We start from the raw sequence: 11,549 nt of genomic DNA, 5'->3' as shown, positions 1-11,549 counted from the left end.
TCGGCCTCGGACAAGGCCAAGCCCGGAGGGCAGCCGTCAATCACACAACCAATGGCCGGTCCATGGCTTTCGCCAAAGTTGGTCACACAGAAAAGCTTGCCAAAAGTGCTGCCGGACATGGATTCAACCCACCCTGAACGAAAGAGAACGGGCGTTGATTGTAAGAGTAGACCGAGGTGGTTGTTTGGGCGCAGAATCGGCCACGACATACACCCAAAAGAGGTTTGATCATGTCAAGTCCTGAAAACGCCCTACGGTTTGGTTGGTTACCCGACTACCCCAGTTTCAGCGATTACACCGCTCAGCATGACAAGGTCAAGCCGAGACACAAAGAGTTGGGTCAAAAACAGTCGGTCAAAAAACTTTTAACCACCGCCACCGCGGCAGTCAGCGCGGCAGCGGCCTTGCCCAAATCGGTGGATTTGAGACCTTGGTTCTCACCCATCGAAAATCAACTCAGTATCAGCTCATGCACGGCGCATGCTGGTGTGGGCTTGGTGGAGTATTACGAGCGTCGCGCCTACGGCAAACACATCGACGCTTCACGTTTATTTTTGTACAAATCAACCCGTAATCTATTGCATTGGACCGGCGATACGGGTGCTTTTCTGCGCAGCACGCTCGAAGCCTTGGTACTGTGCGGTGTACCGCCTGAAGAATACTGGCCCTACGACATCACCAAATATGAAGTCGAACCATCGGCTTTTGCCTATGCTTTGGCGCAGAGTTTCAAAACCATCAATTACTACCGCTACGACCCACCCGGAACAACGCCGGCGACAATTTTGGCGCTGATCAAACAAAACTTGGCCGCAGGCTTGCCGGCATTTTTTGGTTTCACGGTGTACGCCTCTTACACCCAAGGTGCTCAGAGCGGCCGCATTCCTTACCCCACCGCAGGCGAGAAAGTACTGGGCGGCCATGCTGTTATCGCCGCTGGTTTCGACGACACCATCAAGATCAAAAACACCGCTCCCGGTGCCAAAGAAACCACGGGCGCTTTGCTGATCAGGAACTCTTGGGGCACAGGATGGGGCGAAGCGGGCTACGGCTGGTTGCCCTATGACTACGTGCTGAACCGGCTCGCCACCGATTGGTGGTCGGTGATTTCTCAAGGGTGGGTGGACACAGGTCATTTTGGATGATGTCGATGGCATGAATCACCGCTGCGAGATGGCTCTTTCAGGCTCGAAACCATCCCGTCCAGCGTGAGAAAAGCTTGATCGAGCCTCGTCTTCTCCTTTAAGGAGTCATCATGACCACCTCCAAGCCCCCCAAGGGCACCTCATCGGACACCCCGATGGTTCCTTCTTCATCGGCCCCCACCGAGGACAACAGTTCAGCTGCTTTGACGGCTCACGTGAGTGGTGCATTGCAAGCGGCCACAAGTGTCTTTGGGGGCGGTATCGGCCCACTGGGGGCCACGCCGTCCACCGACCTGACCAGCGAACTCAACAACATCGACTTCAAGAAGATGATCGGTGGGCCGCTGCAAGCCGCCATTGATGCCCAAGTGGCGTCATCCATGGCCTCGATCAACTTCATCAAAGAAGTGGGTTTCCAAACCGATGCCAGCACGGGCAAGAGTGAGCTGGTGATGGTCGATTTCTCGCATAAGCGCAAAGATGTTGATGCGGATGGCAACCCCGTTGATAAAGAAATCAACATCAAGGTGCCACTGCTCGCCATGGTGCAAATCCCCAGCTTGCGCATTGAGCACGTGATCATTGATTTCAACGTCAAGCTTAATTCGGTTGAAAGCTCCAAGTTTTCTGACAAATTAGGTATTGATGCTTCGGTCAGCGGCGGTTGGGGTCCGGTGAACTTCAAGGTTTCTGCGTCTTACCAACGTCAATCAGCCACGGGTGTGGAAGTTAAGAAAGAATATGCCTTGAATGTGAATGTCAAGGCGGTTCAGGATGAGATCCCTCTGGGACTTGAGAAGATCCTGAACATGCTGGCAGCCTAAGTACGCGATGACCCGATGGAGATCGTAATATGTCAGAAATCACCTTATCCGACTACACCGGCTATATCTTCATCGAGATCATCAAAGCCCGAGAAATGGCGGATGCTTATGCGCGCGAGGTGGCGCAAAGGTATGCCCAAGATGAAATCTTGCGCCATTTCTCGGCCCCACGATTCAAAATACCCAAAATGAATCTCACGGTGCCGGTACTTATTTCCGGGGCCAAGTTCTCCCAGATCGTTCGGTTCAACATGGAAGAAACCGCCTTCAGGGACTACATCAGCAAGGAAATTCAACTGATCATTCGCACGATCCAGTTCAACACGATCAAGGTCTTGCCCATCATCGACCGGCCCATCAAGCCCGTGACCCCCATCGTCATACCGATCATCAACCCGGTCACGCCGATCACCCCGGTCAAACCCTTCAGTCCTTTGACGCCCTTGTCACCACTCCTGATGGCCGCCCCAGAAGGTGCCATGGGTGCATCGGCCACGGAGGATGCGGTCGGCGTCTTCTACAAAGATTTGACCGGCAACGCCTTGGCCACCCAACCCGAGATCACGATCCGCGATTCATGGCGGCTGATTTTTGACACTGCCATCAAGGAAGCGGGCTTAAGCGAGGCGTATCAGAAGCAAAACCCGAATAACGAGCTCTTTGATAAGTCCGTGGCGGGGATCATCAGCACGGTCAACACCCATACGGTCATTGCCAAAACCCAAATCGAGAGCTTGCTGGTCGATCCAGAAACCAATGTCGTCAAAAACGGCAGTTCGGATTCATCGGTCTTCACCCTGCAAGCTGAGCTTAATGAAGAGGGGTTCTTCATCAAGTCGGTGAAAGACGCCAACACCGGCACGCAGAGCTTGATTGTTGAGTTCGAGTGACCGCCGGCAAAACGCTATGAATCTCTTCCTCCACGGTCGTGTCCAGCAACTCACACAGTTGCTTCAAGCCTGCAATGTGCTGCTCGGCCAGTACAACCGCTCAGACCCCACGTTGAGCACGGATCTGAGCCTGTTCCTCGACACGTTATCAGCGGCTTATCGCAAGATGGCACGCCACGATATCGAAGGAAAAGCCTTGGCCCTCAAGGCTGAACTAGTCACCGTCCATCGGGGCGTTGATCCACGCACACTGGAGCGCATCGTGGGTCGCCGCCGCGAAGTCGAAGCCGGCGTGGCGTTCAAGATCTTGCAAACCAGCCATGAACAACTCCGGGCGGATCTGCAAAGTGATGCGAGGACGCTGGTCGAGGCCAAAGCACTCCTTGGGCCGGTGTTGCTGGCCAGCTTGCAACGCGGCCTGATCGTGGGCAGCGAGCTGAGCAAAGGCAGCTACAAGCGTCAAGCCAAGGTCGAAATACTTTGGAAACTGATCCGTATCGACGCAGCCTTGAGCTTGGCGGCCAATCAAATCAGCCAGACCTTGAGCGTCCACGACGTCGTGATTCTGATGATCGAGCTCTTGGCTGGCATGACCGCCCTGCCCGGATAAATTCTTAGCTCTGCGGTTGGGCCGCTTCATCCTCCGGCCAATCACGGATATAGGCTTTGAGCATGCGGTTTTCAAAATCTTGGGCTTCAACCACCGCTTTGGCGATGTCATGGAACGAGATCACGCCCATGAGCGTGCCCTCATCCACCACCGGCATATAGCGCGCGTGGCGGCCAAGCATCAAGCGACGCGCAACATCAATCTCGGTTTCGGAGGCGCAGACGAGCGGCGCAGCTTCCATGGCTTGACGCACCGAGGCAAGACCGATTTCACCGCCGTTTTTGACGAGGGTTTGCAGGACCTCTCGGAAGGTCAGGATGCCGGCGATGCCGCCATGATCCATGACCACCAACGAGCCAATGTCGCGCTCGACCATGGTCTGGATGGCCTCAGTCAGGGGCTGCTCGGGAGGCACGGTATAGAGGGCATGGCCCTTGACCCGCAAAATGTCGCTGACATGCATGATCGTCTCCGGTGGAACGCTAAATCGCCGCATAGCGACGGGGCTCGGTCAATATAGCTTAGAGCTTGGTCTGCACGTCATGGGGCAGATCCTCAATCAACACATCCAGATGCATCTGCGCCAGTTGCGTCGCGCTCCAAAAAGAGGCGGTCTCCGGCTCACTGGCGATCAAGGTCTGTTCGATCAAGGGACGGGCCAAAGTCAGCGTCGGATCAATCAGCAACACATGACGCGGCTCGCCGTTTTCTTCGAGGCGGCCCACCCAGTCGAGCGCCATCAACGCCTCCAGCACCGGCTCGACTTGCAACGGCTCCACGCCGCTGGCATGCACCAGATCGCTCATGCGTACCCCACGTGCAGCCCCCACACGGCCAGCAGCCAGCTGGCGCAACAAAACCAAAGCCAAGGCAAATCGTCCCCCCGGCCGTGAGGCATCACGCAGCACTTGGCCGCCCAAGCTCGGCGCACTGGCCACCAACACCGCACCGGCCAGCACGATGCTCCAGCTCAGGTAAAGCCAGATCAGAAAAATCGGAGCCATGGCAAAGGCCCCATAAATCGCCGCATAGGTGGTGACCTTGCCGAGATACCAGCCCATCAAGCGCTTAGCGATCTCGAAGCCGATAGCTACGAACACCCCCCCCGCCAAGGCATGACGCCAACGCACAAAGGTGTTGGGCACGAAACGAAACAGCCCACTCACCGCCAACGAAAAGAGGGTGAATTCAAGCATCTCCATCAATAGATGCACCCCCCACGGCGGCGCACCCACCCAGCCCTTGGACGCTGTCAGCGCGTAGGAGGTAAAACTCAAACTGATGCCCAGCACCAACGGCCCCAGCGTCAAGGTGGCCCAGTAAATCAGCACCTTCTGCGCCAAGGGACGCGGTTGACGCACATGCCAAATGCTGTTGAGCGTGCGGTCGATGGTCAGCATCAAGGACAACGCGGTCACCCCTAACACGATCAAGCCGACCGTGCCCAGACGGTTCGCTTGGGTCGAGAACTGCGTCAGGGTCTTCATCACCGGCTTGGCAATGCTGTCGGGAATCAGGTTGTCAATGAAGTACGCCTCCAGCGAGGTCTCGAAGGTCGAGAACATCGGAAAAGCACTGAAGATCGCCAGCGCCACGGTGATCAGCGGCACCATCGAGATGATGGTGGTGAAGGTCAAGCTGCCCGCACTGACACCCAAGCGCTCCTCCCGAAACCGTGCCCGCAGGATATGCAAGGAGGTACGGAGCGTTTGTCGCCAGTGGAGATGTCGGAGGCGTTGCAGCATGGAGGCAGTCATGAGGTCTAGGTAGCCAACTATGATGCCAAAGATGACTGCCTCTTCTGTGCCCCTCTCCTTACCCACCCCGGCGGTTCGCGCCGCCCGTCATGTTTGCGTGGCGTTGTGTGTTGCGCTGGTGCTGCTTGGTTTGCTGTGGGAGCTTTGGCTGGCCCCCACCGGCCGAGGCACCTGGGCGATCAAGGTGCTGCCCTTGGCCGTGGCCTTGCCCGGCTTGTGGCGTTACCGGCTCTATACCGCGCGCTGGCTGAGCCTGCTGGTGTGGGCCTACGGCGCGGAAGGCTTGGTCCGTGCCACCACCGAAGCCCTGCCTTCCGCCGCCCTCGCCGCCTTGCAAACCGTGCTGGCGGTGGGTCTGTTTGCGGCGTGTAGCGTGCAGATCCGCTTGCGGCTTGCGGTGGGCCGCAAGGCCGGTGCCGTGTCCTCATGACCATGCAGACCTCCGGCCTTCTCTCGGCCTTGCAAGGCTGCGTCGGCCCCGCCCATGTTCTGACCGAGGCCAGCGAGACCGCACCTTTTGTGCAGGACTGGCGCAAGCGTTATATCGGCCAAGCTTTGGCGGTGGTGCAACCAGCAACCACCGCCGAAGTGGCTGCGGTGCTGCGTCTTTGCCAAGCGCATCAGGTGGCGGTGGTGCCCCAAGGCGGCAACACCGGCTTGGTGGGCGGCTCAGTGCCCGATGCCTCCGGTCAGCAAGTGCTGCTGAGCCTGCGCCGCCTCAAGCGCATCCGCACCATGGATGTCGCCAACATGACGATGACGGTCGAGGCGGGTTGCATCCTCCAAGACGTGCAGAGCGCTGCCCAAGACCACGGGCTGCTCTTTCCGCTCAGCTTGGCCTCAGAAGGCAGCTGCACCCTCGGCGGCAACTTGGCCAGCAACGCGGGCGGCACGCAAGTGCTGCGCTACGGCAACGCGCGCGATCTGTGCCTTGGGTTGGAAGTCGTCACGCCCAGCGGTGAGATCTGGCATGGCCTGTCGGGCCTGCGCAAGGACAACACTGGCTACGCCTTGCAGCAGCTCTACGTGGGCAGTGAAGGCACGCTGGGTGTGATCACGGCGGCGGTGCTCAAGCTCTTCCCTCAGCCCCATGCGGTGATGACCGCCTTGGCCAGCTGCGCCAGCGTTGAGCCGCTGGTGGCGTTGCTGGGTCTGGCCCAAGCGCGGGTGGGCGCGGCGCTCACAGGTTTTGAAGTGATGAGCGCCTCGGCGCTGGATCTCGTGCGCAAACACTGCCCACAGATTCCCCAACCGCTGCCAAGCAGCCGCTGGACGGTGTTGATCGAGTTATCGGACGCCGAAAACGAAGGGCATGCCCGCCAACGCCTCGAAGAACTGCTCGGCCAAGCGCTTGCCGAGGATGTGATTTTGGACACAGCGATCTCCATGTCCATGGCGCAGTCCCAAGCCATGTGGCATCTGCGCGAAGCCATTCCACTGGCCCAAGCGCAGGAAGGCCTGAACATCAAGCACGACATCGCCGTGCCCATCTCGGCCATGCCCGCCTTTGTCGCCCACACCGACGCCGCCCTGCACGCCTTGCTGGCGGGTGTGCGGCTGGTGACCTTTGGTCATCTGGGCGACGGCAACCTGCACTACAACGTCCAAGTGCCTGAAGGCGGGGACGCGGCGCGCTTTCTGCGGGACCACGAAGCGCAGGTCAATGCCGTGGTCTACGACGCGGTGCAGCGCTTTGGGGGCTCGATCTCGGCCGAGCACGGCATCGGGCAGCTCAAGCTGGAAGAGCTAGCACAGCGGGCTGACCCGGTGGGTTTGGGGCTGATGCGCACCCTCAAGCAAGCGCTGGACCCCGACAACCGGATGAATCCGGGCCGAGTTATTGCAGTGAGCCCCGTGGCACGCTAGCTCCCGGCAAAGCCAAAATCTCGATGCCTTCGTCCTTGAGCGCCTCAGCCTCCTCGCGGCTGGCTTGGCCGCGAATGCTGCGTGGATCGGTCTCGCCGTAATGCATGCGCCGCGCCTCTTCGGCAAAGCGCTCGCCCACGTCTTCGGTGTGCTTGAGCACATGCTGCATGGCCTGCTGCCACAAGGCTTCCACGCCTTGACCTTCGGGACTGGACGCAGGGCGGCCGGCCGCCGGTGTTGCCACAGGAGCAGCTGTTGCCCCAAGGTTGAGTCGGGTAGCGGACGGTAAGCGCCGGATAGCGTGCGAGTTGCACAGCGGGCAGCTGAGCAAGCCCACCTCAAGCTGATGGTCGTAATCGGCTTCGGAACCGAACCAGCCCTCAAAGCGATGCTCTTGGGCGCACACAAGATCGAAGACCTTCACAGCATCCACCTCAACGGCATCATGCCGACGACAAGACACCCGCAGGTTCGGGCTGCCATGTCAACGGCCACGCCCCGGCTTGCCACTGCTGCCACCACAACAGGGCAATCAGGGTCTTGGCATCAGTGACTTCACCGTCACGCACGCCAGCCATCAAAGCTTGGGGCGTGGCGGTAAAGACATCGAGGAATTCCCCCTCGTCGAGATGGCGCTCGCCCAGACTCAGGCCTCGGGCAAACCAGATCTCGATACCTTCGTCGCAATAAGCGATGGCGTTGTGCAAGATGCCGGCGTAGGCCCATTCACGGGCGCGGTAGCCGGTTTCTTCGTGCAGTTCACGCACGGCGCAGTGCCAAGGGTCTTCGCCAGGGCCGAGCTTGCCGGCTGGGAATTCGATCACCGCCCGCCCTAGGGGATAGCGGAACTGGCGCTCCAGCACAAACTGACCGTCATCGAGCAGCGGCACGATGGCCACCGCCCCGGGATGAACAAGGTATTCACGCGACGCCAACTTGCCATCAGGCAAACGCACCTGATCGCGGCGCACATCGAGGAAGTTGCCGCGAAAGACCTGCTGCGACTCGACACAGGCCTCGCGCAAGTGTGCGCAAGCCTTGTTATCGACCTGACTCATCCCCAACTCAGGCATGCGCGCGCCGCAAATAGCGCCAGACAAAACCCGGAAAAGCCAAGGTGAGCAACATGCACAGAATGACCGCATAGAACTGCCAATTCTGTGCTTGCACTTGACCCATACGGCCTTCAAACCATCGACCGGCAAAGATCACGCCCAAGCCAAAAACCACCAGCTCCAGCAGTCGCCAAGCAAAAATCTTCGGCGCAAGCTTGGGTCCGATCACGAAGAGCCGCTCATTGACAAAGGGCAAATTTGCAGCGGCCAAGGCCAAGAGAAGGATCAGGCCAAAGCCTTGTGTCGCATCCATAGAGGTCAGATGTTCTCAGGTGTTCGACAACGCCTTGATGATCGCGTGCTGACACAGCGTCATCAAGCCACCCGGCAAGACCCCCAGACCCAACACCAGCGCACCGTTGAGGGTGAGCATGTAGCGGGCATCGGCCGGGGCTTCAAGGTACAGGTCCTCGTCTTCGGGCTCATCAAAATACATCACCTTGATGATGCGCAGGTAGTAGAAGGCACCGATCAGCGACATCACCACCGCAAAGACGGCCAAGGCAATCAACAAGCTGCTGCCCGTGGCCACCAAAGCTTGCAGCACGGCCAACTTGGCATAGAAGCCAGCCAACGGCGGAATACCCGCCAAGGAGAGCATGCAAACGGCCATCACCGCCGCCAAGAGCGGATTACGCCGATTCAGGCCCGCCAGATCGCTCAGGTGTTCGGACTCGAAGCTGTAGCGGCTCAGCACCAAGATCACGCCAAAGGTGCCCAAGGTGGTGATCACGTAGGTGATCATGTAGAACATGGCCGAGCCGTAAGCCGCACCGGCCAAGTCGGTATTGCCGTGCGCCACACCCGAGATCAGACCCAGCAGCATGAAGCCCATCTGCGCGATGGTCGAATAAGCCAGCATGCGCTTGAGATTGGTTTGCGCAATGGCCGCCAAGTTACCGACCAAGAGCGAAGCCACCGCCAGCACCGCCAGCATCTGCTGCCAGTCCACCGCCAAGCCCAGCATGCCATCCACCAGCATGCGCATGACCATACCGAAGGTGGCGATCTTGGGGGCAGCAGCAATCAGCAGCGTGACCGCTGTGGGCGCACCGTGATAGACGTCCGGCACCCACATATGAAAAGGCACCGCACCCAGCTTGAACGCCAGACCCGAGACCACAAACACCAGCCCGAAGACCAGCACTTGGTGGTTGATGTCGCCCCGGCCGATGCGCTGGAAGGCTTCGTCCAAGTCGAGCGTGCCAGTGGCACCGTAGACCATCGACATGCCGTAGAGCAAGAAACCACTGGCAATCGCACCCAGCACAAAGTACTTCATGGCCGCTTCGGTGGCGACACCGTTGTCGCGCCGCAGTGCTGTCAGCGCATAGAGCGACAAGCTCATCAGCTCAAGGCCCAAGTAGACCAGCAGCATGTTGTTGCTGGCGACCATGATGTTCATGCCGAGCAGCGAGAACAAACTGAGGGTGAACAACTCGCCCTTGAGCATGTCCCGCTCACCGGCATAAGCCCGCGCATAGACCAAGCTCACGGCCACCGACAGCGTGGAGACCACGGCCAACAAATGGCCCATGGCATCACTGACCATCATGCGGTTCATGAGGAAGAGCGCATGACCATCGAGCAGCATGGTGTGCCCGATCGCCACCGCCAGCAGCGTGGCCAAACTCAATCCGTAAGTCAGCAACCGACGTGGATCAACGACAAACAGATCGACGATGGCGATGACGCAGGTCATCACGAGCAGAAGGATCTCCGGGGAGACCGCGAGCCAGTTCATTGCAGTCATAGGTGTGCTCGCTCAGCAATCAAGGTTTCAAGGGTTGCGGGAGTTTGGAGACACCCACATGGCGGATCAGCTCGTTGACCGAGGTGTGCATCACATCCGTGAAGGGCTTGGGATACAGGCCCATGGCAAGCACCGCCACAGCCAGCACCGCCAACATCGAGAACTCGCGGGTGTTGACGTCCTGAAGATCACGCACATGGTCATTGGCCACTTCGCCAAAGTAGACCCGCTTGATCATCCACAAGGTGTAAGCCGCACCCAAGATCAGGGCCGTGGCCGCGATGGCACCGATCCAGAAGTTGAACTGCACCGCACCCAAAATCACCATCCACTCGCCCACAAAACCCGCCGTGCCCGGCAAGCCGCAATTGGCCATACCGAAAAAGACCGCCAGCGCCGTGAACTTGGGCATGGTGTTGATCACCCCGCCATAGGAAGCGATTTCACGCGAATGCATGCGGTCGTAGAGCACGCCAATGGAGAGGAACATCGCGCCCGACACAAAGCCGTGCGAGATCATCTGCACCAAACCGCCCGAGATCCCCAGCTCGCTGAAGATGAAAAAGCCCAAGGTCACAAAACCCATGTGCGCGATGGACGAATAGGCCACCAGCTTTTTCATGTCGTTTTGCACCATCGCCACCAAGCCGATGTAGACCACCGCAATCAGCGACAAGGTGATCACCATCGGGGCCAAGTCATGGCTGGCATCGGGCACGATCGGCAGCGAGAAGCGCAGGAAACCGTAGGCGCCGAGCTTCAGCATGATCGCCGCCAGCACCACTGAGCCGCCGGTGGGCGCTTCAACGTGGGCGTCCGGCAACCACGTATGCACCGGCCACATCGGCACCTTGGCCGCAAAAGCGATAAAAAAGGCCAAGAACAGCAAGGTCTGCGCCGTTTCACCCAGGGGCAACTTGTGCCACACCAGCACATCGAAGCTACCGCCCGACTGGGTATAGAGGTACACCAGTGCAACCAGCATCAACAGCGAGCCGGCCAAGGTGTAGAGGAAGAACTTGAACGCGGCGTAGACCCGGCGCGGCCCACCCCAGATGCCGATGATGATGTACATCGGGATCAAGGTCGCCTCGAAGAAGACATAGAACAGCAGCCCATCGACCGCACAAAACACGCCCACCATCAACCCCGAGAGGATCAAGAAAGCGCCCATGTACTGATGGACATTGTTGGTGATGACTTCCCAGCCAGCCACCACCACGATGACGGTGATGAAGGCGGTCAGCAGCACAAACCAGACCGAAATCCCGTCCACACCCAGGTGATAGAAGACGTGGAAGCGCTCAATCCAAGAAGCATTTTCTTGGAACTGCATCAACGCAGTGGTTTGATCAAACCCCGTGATCAACGGGATCGTGACCGCGAAACTGATCAAGGAGCCGACCAACGCGATCCAGCGCATCAAGGGCGCATTGTGATCACGCCCGAGGGCCAACAAGACAACACCGAAAGCAATCGGCAGCCAGATCGAAAGCGAAAGATAAGCCATGACGTCGTAACCCTTGCGCTCAGCGATGCACCAAGATGAACCAGGTCATCAGCGCGAACACGCCGACCAGCATGACCAA

14 protein-coding genes are annotated in these 11,549 nt (G+C 58.9%); 6 read left to right on the top strand and 8 right to left on the bottom strand.

Annotation, left to right across the window (positions count from 1 at the left end):
• Positions 1-119: chorismate synthase (locus tag AC3VI7_RS10500; RefSeq protein WP_489671503.1), on the bottom strand; the 119-nt coding region annotated here is incomplete at its 3' end.
• Positions 120-230: 111 nt separating this feature from the next.
• On the opposite strand from AC3VI7_RS10500, the gene AC3VI7_RS10495 reads away from it, so the two are divergent.
• The 4 genes from AC3VI7_RS10495 (at position 231) to AC3VI7_RS10480 (ending at position 3,469) form a co-directional block, all read left to right on the top strand.
• Positions 231-1,145, top strand: a complete 915-nt coding sequence (locus AC3VI7_RS10495) for a C1 family peptidase (protein WP_489667618.1) — start codon at positions 231-233, stop codon at positions 1,143-1,145.
• A 110-nt stretch (positions 1,146-1,255) separates the two neighbouring features.
• Positions 1,256-1,969, top strand: coding sequence for a DUF2589 domain-containing protein (locus AC3VI7_RS10490; protein WP_489667619.1), 714 nt, complete (start codon positions 1,256-1,258; stop codon positions 1,967-1,969).
• Positions 1,970-1,998: 29 nt separating this feature from the next.
• Positions 1,999-2,859 carry a hypothetical protein gene (locus AC3VI7_RS10485; RefSeq protein ID WP_489667620.1) on the top strand — a complete coding sequence of 287 codons (861 nt, stop codon included), beginning with the start codon at positions 1,999-2,001 and terminating at the stop codon, positions 2,857-2,859.
• 16 nt (positions 2,860-2,875) lie between these two features.
• The gene (locus tag AC3VI7_RS10480; RefSeq protein WP_489667621.1) at positions 2,876-3,469 is read left to right on the top strand and encodes a hypothetical protein; all 594 of its coding nucleotides are present in this window, start codon (positions 2,876-2,878) and stop codon (positions 3,467-3,469) included.
• A 4-nt stretch (positions 3,470-3,473) separates the two neighbouring features.
• Here the strand turns inward: AC3VI7_RS10480 and AC3VI7_RS10475 are convergent, their stop codons facing one another.
• Both AC3VI7_RS10475 and AC3VI7_RS10470 read right to left on the bottom strand, forming a co-directional pair.
• Positions 3,474-3,932 carry a CBS domain-containing protein gene (locus tag AC3VI7_RS10475; protein ID WP_489667622.1) on the bottom strand — a complete coding sequence of 153 codons (459 nt, stop codon included), beginning with the start codon at positions 3,930-3,932 and terminating at the stop codon, positions 3,474-3,476.
• Between the two features lie 58 nt (positions 3,933-3,990).
• On the bottom strand, positions 3,991-5,226 hold the full coding sequence (locus tag AC3VI7_RS10470) for a YihY family inner membrane protein (protein ID WP_489667623.1): 1,236 nt from the start codon (positions 5,224-5,226) through the stop codon (positions 3,991-3,993).
• Positions 5,227-5,257: 31 nt separating this feature from the next.
• Here AC3VI7_RS10470 and AC3VI7_RS10465 point away from each other — a divergent pair, with 31 nt between their 5' ends.
• Positions 5,258-5,656, top strand: a complete 399-nt coding sequence (locus tag AC3VI7_RS10465; protein WP_489667624.1) for a DUF2069 domain-containing protein — start codon at positions 5,258-5,260, stop codon at positions 5,654-5,656.
• Positions 5,653-7,092, top strand: coding sequence for an FAD-binding oxidoreductase (locus AC3VI7_RS10460; protein WP_489667625.1), 1,440 nt, complete (start codon positions 5,653-5,655; stop codon positions 7,090-7,092). The genes AC3VI7_RS10465 and AC3VI7_RS10460 overlap by 4 nt, the downstream gene beginning before the upstream one ends.
• On the opposite strand, the gene AC3VI7_RS10455 is transcribed toward AC3VI7_RS10460, so the two are convergent.
• The 5 genes from AC3VI7_RS10455 to AC3VI7_RS10435 are packed head-to-tail and all read right to left on the bottom strand — an operon-like array spanning position 7,064 to position 11,470.
• Complete coding sequence (locus AC3VI7_RS10455) at positions 7,064-7,525, bottom strand: DUF1178 family protein (protein ID WP_489667626.1); 462 nt, start codon at positions 7,523-7,525, stop codon at positions 7,064-7,066. The two genes, AC3VI7_RS10460 and AC3VI7_RS10455, sit on opposite strands and share 29 nt — an antisense overlap.
• 10 nt (positions 7,526-7,535) lie before the next feature.
• Positions 7,536-8,150, bottom strand: coding sequence for an NUDIX domain-containing protein (locus AC3VI7_RS10450; protein ID WP_489667627.1), 615 nt, complete (start codon positions 8,148-8,150; stop codon positions 7,536-7,538).
• Positions 8,151-8,157: 7 nt separating this feature from the next.
• Positions 8,158-8,460 (bottom strand): DUF2818 family protein, encoded by a 303-nt coding sequence (locus AC3VI7_RS10445; RefSeq protein ID WP_489667628.1) that lies wholly within the window; start codon positions 8,458-8,460, stop codon positions 8,158-8,160.
• Between the two features lie 15 nt (positions 8,461-8,475).
• On the bottom strand, positions 8,476-9,960 hold the full coding sequence (gene nuoN, locus AC3VI7_RS10440; RefSeq protein WP_489667629.1) for an NADH-quinone oxidoreductase subunit NuoN: 1,485 nt from the start codon (positions 9,958-9,960) through the stop codon (positions 8,476-8,478).
• Positions 9,961-9,979: 19 nt separating this feature from the next.
• The gene (locus AC3VI7_RS10435) at positions 9,980-11,470 is read right to left on the bottom strand and encodes an NADH-quinone oxidoreductase subunit M (protein WP_489667630.1); all 1,491 of its coding nucleotides are present in this window, start codon (positions 11,468-11,470) and stop codon (positions 9,980-9,982) included.
• Positions 11,471-11,549 lie beyond the last annotated feature (79 nt).

The organism is Leptothrix toolikensis (SeqCode) (genome assembly GCF_057922285.1).
Note: the sequence above shows the minus strand (reverse complement) of the source record. Positions and strands in the feature narration are given on the sequence as shown.

Bases quoted from the DNA above. Each gene is read 5' to 3' on its own strand.
- AC3VI7_RS10495 (WP_489667618.1), top strand. From the start codon at position 231: ATGTCAAGTCCTGAAAACGCCCTACGGTTTGGTTGGTTACCCGACTAC.
- AC3VI7_RS10450 (WP_489667627.1), bottom strand. From the start codon at position 8,150: ATGAGTCAGGTCGATAACAAGGCTTGCGCACACTTGCGCGAGGCCTGT.
- AC3VI7_RS10445 (WP_489667628.1), bottom strand. From the start codon at position 8,460: ATGGATGCGACACAAGGCTTTGGCCTGATCCTTCTCTTGGCCTTGGCC.
- AC3VI7_RS10470 (WP_489667623.1), bottom strand. From the start codon at position 5,226: ATGACTGCCTCCATGCTGCAACGCCTCCGACATCTCCACTGGCGACAA.
- AC3VI7_RS10435 (WP_489667630.1), bottom strand. From the start codon at position 11,470: ATGGCTTATCTTTCGCTTTCGATCTGGCTGCCGATTGCTTTCGGTGTT.
- AC3VI7_RS10490 (WP_489667619.1), top strand. From the start codon at position 1,256: ATGACCACCTCCAAGCCCCCCAAGGGCACCTCATCGGACACCCCGATG.
- AC3VI7_RS10460 (WP_489667625.1), top strand. From the start codon at position 5,653: ATGACCATGCAGACCTCCGGCCTTCTCTCGGCCTTGCAAGGCTGCGTC.
- AC3VI7_RS10465 (WP_489667624.1), top strand. From the start codon at position 5,258: ATGACTGCCTCTTCTGTGCCCCTCTCCTTACCCACCCCGGCGGTTCGC.
- AC3VI7_RS10475 (WP_489667622.1), bottom strand. From the start codon at position 3,932: ATGCATGTCAGCGACATTTTGCGGGTCAAGGGCCATGCCCTCTATACC.
- AC3VI7_RS10485 (WP_489667620.1), top strand. From the start codon at position 1,999: ATGTCAGAAATCACCTTATCCGACTACACCGGCTATATCTTCATCGAG.
- nuoN (WP_489667629.1), bottom strand. From the start codon at position 9,960: ATGACTGCAATGAACTGGCTCGCGGTCTCCCCGGAGATCCTTCTGCTC.
- AC3VI7_RS10480 (WP_489667621.1), top strand. From the start codon at position 2,876: ATGAATCTCTTCCTCCACGGTCGTGTCCAGCAACTCACACAGTTGCTT.